This is a genomic window from Streptomyces sp. NBC_00576, assembly GCF_036345175.1.
In the GTDB taxonomy this organism is placed as follows: domain Bacteria; phylum Actinomycetota; class Actinomycetes; order Streptomycetales; family Streptomycetaceae; genus Streptomyces.
On sequence record NZ_CP107780.1, the window covers coordinates 9,307,604 to 9,322,708 of the forward strand.

Sequence of the window (15,105 nt, forward strand, 5' to 3'; positions counted from 1 at the left end):
AGGGTGACCAGCCTAATCGATTTCGCGGCCCCGCCCTGGGGGCCTGGAATGTGCAGGGAATCAGTGGTCAGTGTTTCGCCAGTGTTTACGGGAGCGATACCAGCGGAAGTCCTACTGAAGCCAACTTGTTCAGACAAGTTCTCCGCACTACCTCAACCCTCGTGCGCACCCCTGGAGAGACCGTGATCGTGTCCCTGCCGAGAACAGCCGTCCGCAGCGGCGCCCTCGCCGTCGTCGCCGCGCTCGCCCTGAGCGCCTGCGGCGCGGCCCCCGACGACACGTCGACCACCGCGAACGGCAAGAGCGCGAACACCGCGACCTCCGCCGCCGACCTCGGCGGCATGGCCAAACTGGTCGCCGCCGCCAAGAAGGAGGGCACGCTGCACGCCATCGCGCTGCCCCGCGACTGGGCCAACTACGGCGCCCTGATCGACGGTTTCCAGAAGAAGTACGGCATCAAGATCGAGGTCGAGAACCCCGACGGTGCAAGCCAGGACGAGATCAACGCCGTCACGTCCCGCAAGGGGCAGGACCGGACCCCCGACGTCCTCGACCTGGGCAGCTCGTTCGCTCTGAGCGCCGCCCAGCAGGGGCTGCTCGCGCCCTACAAGGTCGCCTCCTTCGCCGACATACCCGAGGGGCAGAAGGACCCGGAGGGGCGCTGGTTCAACGACTACGGCGGCTACATCTCCATCGGGTGCGACGCCAAGCGCGTGAAGAGCTGTCCCACCTCCTTCGCCGATCTGCTGAAGCCCCAGTACAAGGGGCAGGTCGCCCTCAACGGCAATCCCACCAAGTCCGGTTCGGCCTTCGCCGGCGTCTGGGCGGCCTCGCTCGCCAGTGGCGGTTCCTTCGACGACATCCAGCCCGGCCTCGACTTCTTCGCCAAGCTGAAGAAGAACGGCAACTACACGCCCGTCGAGTCGACCCCGGCCACCGTCGAGAAGGGCGAGACACCCATCAGCATCGACTGGGACTACCTCAACGCCGGTTACGCCGACGAGTTCAAGTCCAAGGGCGTCGACTGGACGGTGTCCGTGCCCAGCGACGGCGAGTTCTCCCAGTTCTACTCCCAGGCCATCAACAAGGACGCCCCGCACCCGGCCGCCGCCCGGCTGTGGCAGGAGTACCTCTACAGCGCCGAGGGACAGAACCTCTGGCTCAAGGGGTACGCCCGGCCCGCCCTGATGACCGCCATGGAGAAGGCCGGCACCCTCGACAAGACCGCGGCCGCCAAGCTGCCCAAGGTCTCCGGTACGCCGTCCTTCCCGACCGAGGCCCAGCAGAGCAAGGCCAAGACCGTGCTGGCCGAGGGCTGGGGCAAGGCCGTCTCCGGATGACCGCCACCCTCACGCGGGTCGACGTGGCGCCCGCCGCTTCCGTGAAGCGGCGGCGCCGCGCCCCCGGCTGGCTCGCCGTACTGCCGCTGCTCGTCTTCGTGGCGGTCGCCTTCGGGGTGCCCGCCCTGGCCATGCTGAACGGTGCCTTCACCGTCAAGGACCAGGCCACCGGTGCCACTTCGTACACCGCGGCCAATCTGACCGACTCCCTCCAGGGCGCGTATCTCACCGCGCTGATCGGCAGCGTCAAGCTGTCCGCCGTGTCGGCGCTCATCGCGACCGTCCTCGGACTGCTGCTCGCCCAGGCCGTCGTGACCTCCCGGTTCCGGGCGCTGCGCGAGGCCGTGCTCACCGCCTCCGGGGTCCTCGCCAACTTCGGCGGGGTGCCGCTGGCCTTCGCCTTCGTCGCCACCCTCGGCAACTCCGGTGTGCTGACCAGGCACTTCGGGCTGACGGACAAGGGCTGGAGCCTCTACAGCTTCTGGGGACTGGTGATCGTCTACCTCTACTTCCTGATCCCGCTGATGGTTCTCACCATCACGCCCGCGCTCGACGGCCTGCGGTCCCAGTGGCGCGAGGCCGCGCGGAACAACGGGGCCACCAACGTCCAGTACTGGCAGCACGTCGGCCTGCCCGTGCTGCTGCCCTCGCTGCTCGGCGGGTTCGTGCTCCTCTTCGGCAGCGCCTTCGCCGCGTACGCCACCGCCGCGGCCATGGTGGGCAGTTCGATTCCGCTGGTCACCCTGCAGATCGCCGACGCCATCTCCGGCAACGTGCTCGTCGGCCAGGAGAACGTGGCGCTCGCCCTCAGCCTCGACATGGTCCTGATCGCGGGCCTCGTCATGGCCGTCTACCTGCCCCTGCAACGGAGGAGCGCGCGATGGCTCGCCTGAACCTGTGGCGCTGGGTGGTCCTGACCGGCGCCGGGGTCTACTTCCTCGTCCCGCTCGCCGCATCCGTGATCTTCACGGTCGACGTACCTGGCGAGGGCGTCACCTTCGACGCCTACGGCGAGATCGTCGGCGCCGACGGCTTCCTGCCCGGCCTGGTGCTCTCCCTCGAACTGGCCGTCGCCACCATCGCCGTGGTCCTGCTGCTGATGGTGCCCGCGATGGTCGCGCTGCGGCTCGGCGCACCCCGGCTGCGGCCGGTCGTCGAGGTGATCTGCTCGCTGCCACTGGTGGTCCCGCCGATCGCGTTCGTCGCCGGGATCTCGACGGTCCTCAAATGGGGCCCCGAACACCTCTCCCGTACGCCCCTGTTCCAGACCTTCGTCGCCATCCAGAACCCCGACTTCCCCGTCGTCCTCGTCCTCGCGTACGTCGTGATGGCGCTGCCCTTCGTCTACCGGGCGCTGGACGCCGGGCTGCGCGCGATCGACGTCCGCACACTGGTCGAGGCCGCCCGAAGCTGCGGTGCGAGCCCGGTGCAGGCGCTGGTGACGGCCGTGCTGCCCAACCTGCGCGGGGCGCTGCTCAACGCCTCCTTCCTCACCCTGGCCCTGGTGCTGGGCGAGTTCACGGTGGCCCAGTTGCTCGGCTTCCAGCCGTTCGCCGTGTGGATCTACAGCGTCGGCGGGTCGCAGGCCCAGTTGTCGGTCGCCGTCTCCGTGCTCAGCCTGCTCGTCACCTGGGCCCTCCTCCTCGCGCTCGCCGGGCTCGGCGGGCGTTCCCGAACCGCCGCCGCCAAGGGATGAACCTCATGACGCTCGACAAGGCCGCCACCGTCGAATTCCGGGGACTGCGCCGGGAGTTCGGCCCGACCGTCGCCCTCGACGGACTCGACCTCGACGTGCGGCCGGGGGAACTGCTCGCGCTCCTCGGCCCGTCCGGCTGCGGCAAGACCACCGCGCTGCGCATGCTCGCCGGGTTCGAACACCCCGACTCCGGCGAGGTGCTGGTCGACGGGCAGGACGTCACCCAGGTCCCGGCCCACCGCCGGGACGCCGGCATGGTCTTCCAGTCGTACAGCCTCTTCCCGCACCTCAGCGCCCTCGACAACGTGGCCTTCGGGATGCGGATGCGCAAGGTGCGTACGTCCGAACGCCGGGCCCGCGCCGCCGAGTTGCTCGACCTCGTGGGTCTCGCCGACAAGGGCGCGAGCTTTCCGCACCAGCTCTCCGGCGGCCAGCAGCAGCGCGTGGCACTGGCCCGCGCACTCGCCCTGCGCCCGCGCGTACTGCTCCTCGACGAGCCGCTGTCGGCGCTCGACGCCAAGGTGCGACTGAACCTGCGCGAGGAGATCCGGCGGCTGCAACAGGAACTCGGCATCACCACCCTGTTCGTGACGCACGATCAGGAAGAGGCCCTGTCCATGGCCGACCGGGTCGCCGTGATGCGGTCCGGGCGACTCGAACAGTGCGCCGCCCCCGCCGAGTTGTACGGCCGGCCCGCCACCGCGTTCGTCGCCGAGTTCGTCGGCACGATGAGCCGGATTCCGGGTCGGCTGGCCGGGGGAGGGGTGGAGGTGCTCGGGCAGCGGCTCCCGGTCGACGGCTTGGCGCCGGACGCCGTCGAGATCGATGTGCTGGTCCGGCCCGAGGCGGTCCGGGTCGGCGCCGACGCGGCGGGCGACGCGCGGGTCGTGGCCACGGCGTTCCTCGGCGCGGTCACCCGGATCACCGTACGGCTTGCGGACGGCACCGAGGTGAAGGCCGACCTGCCCGCGCACGAGGCCGCCACGCTGGGCGCGGGGGCCGCCGTACACGTGTCGCTGCCGGAGCGCCCGGTGCTGGTGGCCGAGCGCGCGAACCACCGTGAATCCGAATCTGTCAGTCCGTGAAGCCATGAATCCGTGAAGCCCATGAATCCGTGAGTTCGCGAGTCCGTGAATCTGTGGCTCCGTGAATCTGTGAGTCCGTGAGTTTGCGAGAGAGAGAAACGTGCCCCCCCACGCCACCCATACCTCCGACACCCCCCGCCTGCCCCAACTCCCGCTCCAGGCCGTCCTGTTCGACATGGACGGCACTCTCGTCGACACCGAGCGGCTGTGGTGGGACGCGGTGGAACAGGTCGCCGGGAGACCACTGACCGTGGCGGACCAGCCCGACGTGCTCGGCCGGCCCGTCGAGCACACGGCCGACTGGCTGGCCGCCGCCACGGGCGCGGAGGCCGGTCGGCTCGCCGCCGAACTGCACCGGGAGTTCGCGACCCGCGTCCGCACCGGCATCGTGCCCCGCCCCGGCGCGCTCGACCTGCTCGACGAGCTCGCCCGGGCCGGCATACCCACCGCCCTGGTGACCGCCTCCCCCCGGGCCGTCGCCGACACCGTGCTCGAAGCGCTCGGAGCCACCCGCTTCGCGGCCTCCGTGACCGCCGACGACACCGAACACACCAAGCCCGCCCCCGACCCATACCTCGCCGCCTGCCACGCCCTGGGCGTCGAACCGGCCGCCTGTGTGGCCGTCGAGGACACCGAGACCGGGGTCGCCTCGGCCGAGGCGGCGGGCTGCGCCGTTCTCGCCGTGCCCTCACTCGCGCCGATCGAGGCGGCGCCCGGCCGGACGGTACTGACCAGCCTGGCCGGCGTCACCGTGGCGCAGCTCGGCGCCATGGTCACCCGCGAACTCCGGCTTCGGGTGATGAGCTGGAACCTCTGGCTCGGCGGCACGAAGATCACCGACCACCGTGAGAAGCAGCTCAAGGTGATCGCCGAGACGGGCGCCGACGTCGTCGGCCTCCAGGAGACGAACGGCACCTCCGCCCAGGAACTGGCCGAGGCGCTCGGCTGGCACCACCATCAGGCGGGCCCGAACCTGGGCGTCATCAGCCGGTATCCGATCACCGCCCGACTCGGTGACCCGGACGTCGGCTTCTACGGAGCGACCGGGGTACGGATCCGGCTGGACGGAGGACAGGAGGTGGACGTCTGGAGCGCCCACCTCGACTGCGCGCCGTACGGGCCCTACGAGGCCCGGTTCGACGGGCTTCCGGTGGCCGAGGTGATCGCCCATGAAGGCGGGCGGCTGGAGCAGATGCGGGGGATCCTGCGGCGGATCGGGGATTCCGTCGCCGACGACTCCATGCCCGTGGTGCTGGTCGGGGACTTCAACACGCCGTCGCATCTGGACTGGCCGGGCGTGGAGTGGCCGGTGACACAGGCGGCGGAGGAGGCGGGGCTGTGGGACTCCTACCGGGAGGTGCACCCGGACCCGGTCCGTGAGCCCGGCCATACCTGGTCGCCGATTCATGTCGAGCACGAGGACGGGAGTGGGCGGCCGGAGCCGCAGGACCGGATCGACTTCGTGCTGCACAACGGGAGGGGGGTGCGGGTGCTGGACTCGCGGGTGGTGGTGAGTGGGGCCGTGCGTGCGTGGCCCGAGGTGGCCGACAACGTCTGGCCCTCGGACCACGCGGCGGTACTGACGACGTTCGGGTTCCGGTAGAGGGCTTTCTTCGCCCCCGCCGCCCCCTTTCAGCCCGTCGGGCGTTTGAGGACGAGGCCCGTTGAGGGCCGAAGCGGGGGTCTGGGGGCGGGCAGCCCCCAGGGATTGGACGGGTAGGGGCGGCGGGGGCGAGGAACAACGAATCGCCGCCCAGCCCCCACCCCACGCAACGAATCGCTCACCGGCGCGCAACAGCTCCGCCTTGTTCCGCCGAGCCTGCCCCCCGTACCGTCTATCTGGCCCCCCAAGCTCCCCCTTAAGCCCCGGCAAGGACCCCTCATGCGCACCGCCCTGCTCCAGAGCTCCGGCCGGCCCGGCTCACTCGTCGGGAACCTCAAGGTGCTCGACGAGGCCGCGGACCGCGCCGCCGCCGCGGGCGCCGGGCTCCTGGCCGCGCCGGAGATGTTCCTCACCGGGTACGCGATCGGCGACGGTGTCGGCCGCCTCGCCGAGCCCGCCGACGGGGACTCCGCCGACGCGGTCGCCGAGATCGCCACGCGTCATGGCCTCGCGATCGCCTACGGCTACCCCGAGCGGGCCGGCGACCAGGTCTTCAACTCCGCGCAGCTCATCTCCGCCGAGGGCGACCGTCTCGCCAACTACCGCAAGACCCACCTCTTCGGCTGCTTCGAACGTGACCACTTCACACCGGGCGAGCAGCCTGTCGTACAGGCCGAACTGGACGGTCTCCGGATCGGCCTGATGATCTGCTACGACGTCGAGTTCCCGGAGAACGTCCGCGCCCACGCCCTCGCGGGCACCGACCTCCTCCTGGTCCCGACGGCGCAGATGCACCCGTTCCAGTTCGTCGCCGAATCCGTCGTACCGGTGCGGGCCTTCGAGAACCAGCTGTACGTCGCCTACGTCAACCGGGTCGGCCAAGAAGGGGAGTTCGACTTCGTCGGGCTCTCCACGCTCGCCGGACCCGACGGAGTCGCCCGCAGCCGGGCCGGCCGCGGTGAGGAACTCCTCCTCGCCGACGTCGACCCCGTTCTCCTTGCCGCCTCCCGCGAGGCGAACCCATATCTCCAGGACCGCCGTCCCGGCCTGTACGGCTCCCTCGTCTGAGCCGCCTCTCCTCTCCCCGCCACCTCACCTGTTCCGCCCGCAAGGAGTCCGTACCCCATGACGTCCACGGTGCCCACCGCCGTCCAGCACGCCGACGCGCAGCAGCCGCCGATCACCATGTTCGGGCCGGACTTCCCCTACGCCTACGACGACTTCCTCGCCCACCCGGCCGGCCTCGGGCAGGTTCCCGCGACCGAGCACGGCACCGAGGTCGCCGTCATCGGCGGCGGGCTGTCGGGGATCGTCGCCGCGTACGAGCTGATGAAGATGGGCCTCAAGCCCGTCGTGTACGAGGCCGATCAGATAGGCGGGCGGCTGCGGACCGTCGGGTTCGACGGCTGCGACCCCTCCCTCACCGCAGAGATGGGCGCGATGCGCTTCCCGCCCTCCTCCACCGCCCTCCAGCACTACATCGACCTGGTGGACCTGGAGACCCGGCCGTTCCCCAACCCCCTTGCCCAGTGCACCCCTTCGACCGTCGTCGACCTCAAGGGCGAGTCGCACTACGCCGAGACGGTGGCGGATCTCCCGCAGGTCTACCGTGACGTGGCCGCCGCCTGGAACACGTGCCTGGAAGAGGGCGCCGACTTCTCCGACATGAACCGGGCCCTGCGTGAGCGCGACGTGCCGCGCATCCGTGAGATCTGGGCCCGGCTCGTCGAGAAGCTCGACAACCAGACCTTCTACGGCTTCCTCTGCGGCTCCGAGGCCTTCAGGTCGTTCCGGCACCGCGAGATCTTCGGCCAGGTCGGCTTCGGGACGGGCGGCTGGGACACCGACTTCCCCAACTCGATCCTGGAGATCCTGCGGGTCGTCTACACCGAGGCGGACGACCATCACCGGGGCATCGTGGGCGGCAGTCAGCAACTGCCGCTGCGGCTCTGGGAGCGCGAGCCCGGGAAGATCGTCCACTGGCCGTACGGGACCTCCCTCGCGTCCCTGCACGTGAACGGCGTACCGCGCCCGGCCGTCACCCGCCTGCACCGCACGGCCGGCAACCGGATCACCGTGACCGACGCGGGCGGCGACATCCGTACGTACCCGGCGGCGGTCTTCACCGCCCAGTCCTGGATGCTCCTCTCGAAGATCGCCTGCGACGACTCGCTCTTCCCGATCGACCACTGGACCGCCATCGAGCGCACCCACTACATGGAGTCCAGCAAGCTCTTCGTGCCTGTCGACCGGCCGTTCTGGCTCGACAAGGACGAGAACACCGGGCGTGACGTGATGTCGATGACCCTCACCGACCGTATGACGCGCGGGACTTACCTCCTCGACGACGGTCCGGACAGGCCCGCCGTCATCTGTCTCTCGTACACCTGGTGCGACGACAGCCTCAAGTGGCTGCCGCTGTCCGCGAACGAGCGGATGGAGGTCATGCTGAAGTCGCTCGGCGAGATCTATCCGAAGGTCGACATCCGGAAGCACGTCATCGGCAACCCGGTCACCGTGTCCTGGGAGAACGAGCCCTACTTCATGGGTGCGTTCAAGGCCAACCTGCCCGGCCACTACCGTTACCAGCGGCGCCTGTTCACGCACTTCATGCAGGACCGGCTGCCCGCCGACAAGCGGGGCCTCTTCCTCGCCGGTGACGACATCTCCTGGACGGCGGGCTGGGCCGAGGGCGCCGTCCAGACCGCGCTGAACGCGGTCTGGGGCGTCATGCACCAGTTCGGCGGGACCACCGATCCGACCAACCCCGGCCCCGGTGACGTGTACGACGAGATCGCCCCCGTCGAACTCCCGGAGGACTAGGACCAGGACCAAGGGCTGTCGGGGTCGGTCAGATCCCGGCCGCCCGTGCCGCCTCGTACAACTCGGCCGCCAGGTCCTTGAGTTCGTGGGCGTCCCTCGGGGTGTCGCCGAAGTCGAGGAAGAACTCGTCGAGGCCGACCTCGGCGTGGGCGGCGAGGTCCGTCACTATCTGGTCGACGCTGCCCTGGAAGGGCCGGCGATCGGCGCCGTCGTACGCCTTCGCCGTGTAGGCGGGGTTCACCCGCGCCACCGTCTCGATCGGCCTGGTGCGGCCCTTCTCGGCGGCGAAGTCCTGCACCTGCCGCCATTGGGCGGCGAGTTGCTCGGCGCCCATGGCGATCGGGTGCCAGCCGTCGCCGCGTTCGACGAGTCGGGCCAGTGCCTTCTTGCTGTTGGCGGGCAGGAGGATCGGGATGGGGCGAGCGGGCTTGGGACCGATCACGGACGACGCGATCTTCGTCAGCCGGCCGTCGTACTGGACCGGGTCCGGGCCCCAGACCGCCCGGCACACGTCGAGGATCTCGTCCAGCACCCGGCCGCGCTCCGCGAACGGGGCCACTCCGGCGGCGGCGTACTCATCGACGGACCAGCCGGTGCCGAAGCCCGCCACCACCCGGCCGCCGCTCGCCGCATCCAACGTGCCGAGCGTGCGGGCCAGTTGGAAGGGGCCGTGCAGCGGGGCCACCAGCACACTGGTGCCGAGGCGGGCGCGCTCGGTGGCCGCGGCGGCCAGCGTCAGCGTCACCAGCGGTTCGGCCAGACCCCGGTACGCGTCGGGCCAGGCGAGGCCCTCAATGCCGTACAGGCCCTGGGTCGCGGGCTCCGGGAACAGGGCGCGTTCGAGCACCCAGAGGCTCTCGTAGCCGATCTGCTCGGCCGCACGTGCCACGTCCGGCACGTCCCGTCCGATCTCGTACTGGTGTGATTGAGGAAGACCAAGACCCAGGCGGACGGCCATACTCGTGCTCCTTCGCAAGAGATGTTCTCGCCCTCGAACGTACAACGTTCACCTAGCTATGGCGGAGGTCCCACGCGGGAGTGGCCGGATCAGTCCGGCAGCGGCGTGAGGAGCATGCGGCTCGCGAAGCCGACCGCCGCGTCCAAGCGGTCCGTGAACTCGTCGGTGAGATCGGGCAGTCGGCGCAGCGCCCACAGCGCCCGGGCCGCCGACCAGGTGGCGTCCCTGGCCCGCTCCATGCTCCACGCGCCGAGCAGGTGGGTGAGCGGATCGGCGATCTGGAGAAGGTCGGGACCCGGCATCAGCTCTTCGCGGATGCGCTCCTCCAGCGAAACGAGTAGCTCGCCCACCCGCTCGAACTCGTCCTCCAGATCGGCCGGTTCGCAGTCGAGCGTACGACAGGCGTCCACGACGGCGAGCGCCAGATCGTGCCCGATGTGCGCATTGATGCCCGCGAGTGCGAACTGCAGCGGTCGTACGCCGGGATGGCGGCGGAACTGGAGCAACGGGCGCCAGCAGGCGGGCGCGTGGTCGTCCTCGGCCACCCGTAGATACCGCTCGGCGAAGCGCACGTCCAGGGTGATCGCGGCCTCGGCATCGGGGAACGCGCCGGCCTCCAGGCGCCGGTCGAAGGCCTCCGTGACGGAGAGGTAGACGCGGTTGAAGACCGCCAGCCCGTCGCGCGGCGGCAGGTGTGCCTCCAGTGCGCGCATACGGGAGAGGACGTGGTCGACAGAAGTGGTGAACTGTTCCAATTGCACCATGAGAGCAGGGTCCCAGTCCTAGGCTGGCGCACGTGCCGCCGGGCCGGACGCTTCCCCAGAACGGGGGAACGCGCCCGCCGCGGCAGAGGAGGGGGAGCTGTACGTGTCAGGCTTGCGCGCCCAGCGCCTGGCCGCGCGCCGGGCCGAACGCAGGCGCGCCGCCCGGCGTTCCGTCATGGTCGCCGCCGCCTCGGTGGTGGTCGCCGTCGGCACCGCCACCGGGCTGCTCTCCGCGCTCGACGACGGCGGTGGTGGCGGTGCCGACGAGGCCAGGCCCGAGACGACCAGCTCACCCCTGCTCGCCCCGCTGCCGGCCGTGTCGTCGACCCCGCCCACGCCGAGCGCCTCGAAGTCGCCCTCCCCGTCCGCCCGTACGACGGAGGCGAGGAAACCGAGCCGCACGCCCCCGCCCACGACGCGGGAGCCCGAGCCGGAGACGAAGCGGGTACCCGTCCCCGTGTCCCCCCGCCTCTACCGCTACCCCGACTCCCAGGTCCTCGACTGGGTCGGCTCCCACCGCGACGATCCGCGCCGCGCCGTCATCGAGGCGGAGATCGCCGACCGTCCGGCGGCGGTCTGGTTCGCCGACTTCTCGCCCTCGACGATCGCCGCCCGGGTCCGCGCGGTCACCGCGGGCGCGGCGGGCGCCGGCCGGGTCCCGGTGCTCGTGCCCTATGCCGTGCCGGACCGCGACTGCGGCGGCGCCTCCCAGGGCGGCGCGCCCGACCTCGGCGCGTACGACGGCTGGATCGACGCGTTCGCGGCGGGTCTCGGCTCCGACGAGGTCATCGTGATCCTGGAGCCCGACTCGATCGCCCTGGCCGACTGCCTCTCCCCGGGGCAGCGCACCGACCGCTTCGCCTCGCTGGCCCGCGCGGGCCGCGTCCTCAAGGCCGCCAACCCCAACGCCCGCGTCTACTACGACGCGGGTCACTCCGGCTGGAACGCCCCCGCCAAGCAGGCGGCCCTGCTCCGGCAGGCGGGCGGCGCCTCGGCCGCCTCCTCCGACGGTGTGTTCAGCAACGTCTCCAACTTCCACCGCACGGACGACGAGATCGCGTACGACCGCGAGGTCCTCGACGCCCTGGGCGGCCCCGCAGGCCTCGGCGCCGTGATCGACACCAGCCGCAACGGCAACGGCGCCCCGGCCGACGGCGAGTGGTGCGACCCCGACGGCCGGAAACTCGGCCGGGCGCCGACCACGAACACCGGCGAGGCCCGGATCGACGCCTATCTGTGGGTCAAGCTGCCGGGGGAGTCGGACGGCTGCAAGGGCACCCCGGGCACATTCACGGCGTCGTACGCCTACGACCTGGCGCGCTGAGCCGTCCCGAGGGCGATTCTGAGCGTGCGCTTAGGATGTGGATGCGCAAGTAGCCGCATCCACCATCTGTCCCGTACGCCCCAGGAGCCCCGCTCGTGACCGCCGAAGCCCCGATAGCCCCCGCCGCGCCGTACGGCACGTACGGGCGGCTGATGCCTGTCACCGTCCACTTCGACGACCTCGACTCCCTCGGCATGCTCCACAACGCCCGCTACCCGCTGCTGGTGGAGCGGGCCTGGAACGAGCTGTTGCACGGGTACGGCTTCACCTTCGACGGCGACTGGGCGGCGGCCGGCGACTTCTGCAACGTGGTCAGGGAACTGCGCATCAGCTACGAGGCACCGGTCGCCCGTCCCGGCGACTACGCCGTACACCTGTGGGTGGAACGCCTCGGTACCACCGGCCTCACCTACGGTTTCCGGCTCTGCTCGACCGACGGAGAGGTGACGTACGCCCGGGGCACCCGGGTGCTGGTCAGGCTCGACGCCGGCACCCTGCGGCCCACGCCGTGGAGCGACCGGTTCAGGGCCTGCGGTCGGGAACTGCTGCGCTCGGCGGACTGACCTTCGGGCGGTCCTTGTCGCCGGCGCGCAGCACCCCCGCGAACCCGGCGAGCCCACCCGCCAACACGGTGACCAGCCCGAACGACACCACCAGGCTGGTCGCCTGGGCCAGCGTCCCGATCGCGCTCGGTGCGACCAGGCCCGAGGTGTACGTGATGGTGGCGACGCCCGCGATGGCCTGACTGGGGTTGGGGCCGCTGTGTCCCGCCGCCGCGAAGCACAGCGGGACGACCACGGCGATGCCGAGACCGAGCAGCGCGAAGCCGGTCATCGCCGTGGCCGGATGCTCGGCGACCACGATGAGCACACCGCCGAGTACGGCGAGCACGCCGCCCGCGCGGACCGTGCGCACCGCGCCGAAACGGTTCACGACCGCGTCCCCGACGAGCCGGGCCACCGCCATCGTGAGCATGAAGCCGGTCGTGGAAGCCGCCGCCAGACCGTCCGAGGTGCCCAGCTCGTCCCGCAGATACACCGCGGACCAGTCCAGGCTCGCGCCCTCCGCGAACACCGCGCAGAAGCCGATGGCGCCGATCAGCAGCGCGGACCTGGGCGGAAGCGCGAACCTCGGGGGCGGCTCCTCGTCCTCGGTCGGACGCAGATCGAGCACCCAGCGGCAGGCGGCCACGCCGAGAACGGTGAGGGTCGCCGACGCGAGTACGTGGTGCAGGCGCGCGTCCGAACCCAGGTGTGCGGCGAGGGTGCCACCCGCCGCGCCGATCAGGGCGCCCGCACTCCACATGCCGTGCAGGCCGGACATGATCGACCTGCCCAGCCGGTTCTCGATCTCGACGCCCAGCGCGTTCATGCCGACGTCCGCCATACCGGCTGTGGCGCCGTAGACGAACAGGGCGAGGCAGAGCGTCGGGAGGTTCGGGGCCAGGGCCGGCAGGACGAGGGCCAGGGTCCAGAGGGTGATCAGTCCGCGCAGCGCCGTACGGGCGCCGAAACGGTGGCTGATGCGGCCCGCCAGGGGCATCGCGAGGGATGCGCCGAGCGCCGGGAACGCCAGCGCCAGGCCCAATTGCCCCGCGCTGACCGACGCGTGGTCCTGGATCCATGGGACGCGGGTCGCGAACGAGCCGGTGACCGCGCCGTGCACGGCGAAGACCGCGGCCAGGGCGTACCGGGCGCGCTTCACCTCGTCTCGTTCGTACAGCACTTCACTCATTCTGCGGCCCCTCCCCGGATCGGCTCCCGTTGCGTCGCGCAGAGCCTCCGCCGCGCGCTGCCGTAAACTATCAGGAACCCTGCCTGATAGATAGCGGGATATCGGCCGTCCCACGCCAGGAGCGGCCCCGCCGATCTGGAAGGATCTCGCCATGCCCGCATCCCCGAGCACCGCCCGGGCCATCAACGACCGTCTTGCTCTGCGTCTGCTCCAGCAGGAAGGCCCGTTGACGGCCGGACGGTTGAAGCAGCTCACCGGTCTGTCCCGCCCGACGGTCGCCGACCTCGTCGAACGCCTCACTGCCGCCGGACTGATCTCGGTCGTGGGGGAGTCGGGGGAGCAGCGGCGAGGACCGAACGCGAAGGTGTACGGCATCGTCGCCGACCTCGCCCACCTGGCCGCCCTCGACGTCCGTACCGAAGGCGTCTGTGTCGTCGTCACCGACGTGGTGGGCGAGGTGCTGGCCGAGGCGTCCGTGCCGATCGGGGACGACACCGGCACCGGTCCCGCCGTGGAACAGGCGGTCGCTCTTGTCGAGCGCGCCGCCAAGGAGGCCGGGGCCGAACAACTGCACACCGTCGGGATCGGCGCTCCCGGTCTGATCGACCCGGCGACCGGCGAACTCCGGGACTCCGGGGGCCTGCCCGTGTGGCACCGCAGGCTGGTCGCCGCGCTCCAGGAACGGCTTCCCGAGGCCCGCGTGATCGTCGAGAACGAGACCAACCTCGCCGCTCTCGCCGAACAGCGCGACGGCGCCGCCCGCGACCGGGACACCTTTGTGCTGCTGTGGCTCGGCCACGGCACCGGTGCGGCCGTGGTCCTCGACGGCACCCTGCGCCGGGGGGCTTCCGGCGGCACCGGCGAGATCGGCTTCCTGCCGGTGCCGGGGACGGGACAACTCCCCTCGGCCACGGACTGCGAGGGTGGCTTCCACTCCCTCGCCGCAGCGTCGGCGATCGTCCAACTGGCAGGCGTACAGGGCCTGGTGGCCGCCCCCGAGGCCCACGAGCCCTACGCGGCGACCCTGGTCCGGGCGGCCGCGGCGACCCCTGACGCCCCGGCCCACGCCCGCTTCCTCGACATCCTCGCGGACCGCATCGCCATCGGCGCCGCGTCCGTCGTCGCAGTCCTCGATCCGGGGTGTGTGGTGCTGGGCGGCGAGGTCGGCCGGGCGGGCGGCGACGTACTCGCCGCCCGTGTCGAGGAACGGCTCGCCCGTTTGTCCCCCCTCCCGGCGGAGGTGCGCGCGAGCACGCTGGGCGGCGGAGGGGTGCTGCGTGGCGCGTTGCTGACGGCACGGGAAGGTGCCCAGGAGGTGCTGTTCGGGAGGCCGGTCAGGTAGGCCGGAGGGCTTCCGGAGAGACTTCCGAGGTGGGCTCGGCGTGAGGCCCGGCGGCGGGCAAGGGCCGTCGTCACCGCCGCCGGTCCGGCATCGACGCTAGGAGGTCTGGACCATGACGGTCAAGAGGTATGGACCAATCGCCTGGCTTGATTGTCTGCCTCCCTCCTGCCGGTTATTCCCATGTGTCCTTGTGAGCCAGTCCACACAACTCACCCGCATGGAGTACGACCCGGCGTGGCACACTGGCCTGTAACAGAAGCAGCGCACTCCGGGGTCGGTGAAAGTCCGAACCGGCGGTTACAGTCCGCGACCCGTCCGCTTATTTTCGGCGGCCGGTTGACCAGGTGGAATTCCTGGACCGACGGTTAAAGTCCGGATGGGAGGCAGTGCGCGGCGGGCGGGCATTCGTGCGCGCCGCCGTACCGCTCGGCCATGG

General features: G+C 71.1%; 13 protein-coding genes and 1 riboswitch. Of the genes, 10 read left to right on the forward strand and 3 right to left on the reverse strand.

Annotated elements, in window-relative coordinates:
• Positions 1 to 182 precede the first annotated feature (182 nt).
• The 7 genes from OG734_RS40650 (at position 183) to OG734_RS40680 (ending at position 8,547) form a co-directional block, all read left to right on the forward strand.
• A complete protein-coding gene (locus tag OG734_RS40650) occupies positions 183 to 1,340 on the forward strand; it encodes an ABC transporter substrate-binding protein (protein WP_330293967.1) in 1,158 nt (385 codons plus the stop codon).
• The gene (locus OG734_RS40655) at positions 1,337 to 2,233 is read left to right on the forward strand and encodes an ABC transporter permease (RefSeq protein WP_330292398.1); all 897 of its coding nucleotides are present in this window, start codon (positions 1,337 to 1,339) and stop codon (positions 2,231 to 2,233) included. The genes OG734_RS40650 and OG734_RS40655 overlap by 4 nt, the downstream gene beginning before the upstream one ends.
• The gene (locus tag OG734_RS40660) at positions 2,221 to 3,036 is read left to right on the forward strand and encodes an ABC transporter permease (RefSeq protein WP_330292399.1); all 816 of its coding nucleotides are present in this window, start codon (positions 2,221 to 2,223) and stop codon (positions 3,034 to 3,036) included. The genes OG734_RS40655 and OG734_RS40660 overlap by 13 nt, the downstream gene beginning before the upstream one ends.
• Positions 3,037 to 3,041: 5 nt before the next feature.
• Positions 3,042 to 4,121, forward strand: a complete 1,080-nt coding sequence (locus OG734_RS40665) for an ABC transporter ATP-binding protein (protein ID WP_330292400.1) — start codon at positions 3,042 to 3,044, stop codon at positions 4,119 to 4,121.
• 139 nt (positions 4,122 to 4,260) lie between these two features.
• Positions 4,261 to 5,724, forward strand: coding sequence for an HAD-IA family hydrolase (locus OG734_RS40670; protein WP_330293968.1), 1,464 nt, complete (start codon positions 4,261 to 4,263; stop codon positions 5,722 to 5,724).
• A gap of 279 nt (positions 5,725 to 6,003) precedes the next feature.
• Positions 6,004 to 6,792, forward strand: a complete 789-nt coding sequence (locus tag OG734_RS40675; protein ID WP_330292401.1) for a carbon-nitrogen hydrolase family protein — start codon at positions 6,004 to 6,006, stop codon at positions 6,790 to 6,792.
• Positions 6,793 to 6,849: 57 nt separating this feature from the next.
• On the forward strand, positions 6,850 to 8,547 hold the full coding sequence (locus OG734_RS40680; RefSeq protein WP_330292402.1) for a flavin monoamine oxidase family protein: 1,698 nt from the start codon (positions 6,850 to 6,852) through the stop codon (positions 8,545 to 8,547).
• A 28-nt stretch (positions 8,548 to 8,575) separates the two neighbouring features.
• Here the strand turns inward: OG734_RS40680 and OG734_RS40685 are convergent, their stop codons facing one another.
• Together OG734_RS40685 and OG734_RS40690 are read right to left on the reverse strand one after the other, a co-directional pair.
• Complete coding sequence (locus OG734_RS40685; protein WP_330292403.1) at positions 8,576 to 9,505, reverse strand: LLM class F420-dependent oxidoreductase; 930 nt, start codon at positions 9,503 to 9,505, stop codon at positions 8,576 to 8,578.
• Positions 9,506 to 9,594: 89 nt separating this feature from the next.
• On the reverse strand, positions 9,595 to 10,269 hold the full coding sequence (locus OG734_RS40690; RefSeq protein WP_330292404.1) for a DUF5995 family protein: 675 nt from the start codon (positions 10,267 to 10,269) through the stop codon (positions 9,595 to 9,597).
• A gap of 103 nt (positions 10,270 to 10,372) precedes the next feature.
• Here OG734_RS40690 and OG734_RS40695 point away from each other — a divergent pair, with 103 nt between their 5' ends.
• Together OG734_RS40695 and OG734_RS40700 are read left to right on the forward strand one after the other, a co-directional pair.
• Positions 10,373 to 11,593, forward strand: coding sequence for a glycoside hydrolase family 6 protein (locus tag OG734_RS40695; protein WP_443065005.1), 1,221 nt, complete (start codon positions 10,373 to 10,375; stop codon positions 11,591 to 11,593).
• 95 nt (positions 11,594 to 11,688) lie between these two features.
• Positions 11,689 to 12,156, forward strand: a complete 468-nt coding sequence (locus OG734_RS40700) for an acyl-CoA thioesterase (protein WP_330292405.1) — start codon at positions 11,689 to 11,691, stop codon at positions 12,154 to 12,156.
• Here OG734_RS40700 and OG734_RS40705 read toward each other — a convergent pair.
• Entirely contained in the window at positions 12,116 to 13,327 is a 1,212-nt protein-coding gene (locus OG734_RS40705; RefSeq protein WP_330292406.1) for an MFS transporter, read from the reverse strand. The two genes, OG734_RS40700 and OG734_RS40705, sit on opposite strands and share 41 nt — an antisense overlap.
• Positions 13,328 to 13,478: 151 nt before the next feature.
• Here OG734_RS40705 and OG734_RS40710 point away from each other — a divergent pair, with 151 nt between their 5' ends.
• A complete protein-coding gene (locus OG734_RS40710; RefSeq protein WP_330292407.1) occupies positions 13,479 to 14,669 on the forward strand; it encodes an ROK family transcriptional regulator in 1,191 nt (396 codons plus the stop codon).
• Between the two features lie 259 nt (positions 14,670 to 14,928).
• Positions 14,929 to 15,063, forward strand: a riboswitch (FMN riboswitch).
• Positions 15,064 to 15,105 lie beyond the last annotated feature (42 nt).

Excerpts from the sequence above, each read along its gene's own strand:
- OG734_RS40690 (WP_330292404.1), bottom strand. The coding sequence starts at position 10,269 with ATGGTGCAATTGGAACAGTTCACCACTTCTGTCGACCACGTCCTCTCC.
- OG734_RS40680 (WP_330292402.1), top strand. The coding sequence starts at position 6,850 with ATGACGTCCACGGTGCCCACCGCCGTCCAGCACGCCGACGCGCAGCAG.
- OG734_RS40665 (WP_330292400.1), top strand. The coding sequence starts at position 3,042 with ATGACGCTCGACAAGGCCGCCACCGTCGAATTCCGGGGACTGCGCCGG.
- OG734_RS40685 (WP_330292403.1), bottom strand. The coding sequence starts at position 9,505 with ATGGCCGTCCGCCTGGGTCTTGGTCTTCCTCAATCACACCAGTACGAG.
- OG734_RS40675 (WP_330292401.1), top strand. The coding sequence starts at position 6,004 with ATGCGCACCGCCCTGCTCCAGAGCTCCGGCCGGCCCGGCTCACTCGTC.
- OG734_RS40655 (WP_330292398.1), top strand. The coding sequence starts at position 1,337 with ATGACCGCCACCCTCACGCGGGTCGACGTGGCGCCCGCCGCTTCCGTG.
- OG734_RS40710 (WP_330292407.1), top strand. The coding sequence starts at position 13,479 with ATGCCCGCATCCCCGAGCACCGCCCGGGCCATCAACGACCGTCTTGCT.
- OG734_RS40705 (WP_330292406.1), bottom strand. The coding sequence starts at position 13,327 with ATGAGTGAAGTGCTGTACGAACGAGACGAGGTGAAGCGCGCCCGGTAC.
- OG734_RS40660 (WP_330292399.1), top strand. The coding sequence starts at position 2,221 with ATGGCTCGCCTGAACCTGTGGCGCTGGGTGGTCCTGACCGGCGCCGGG.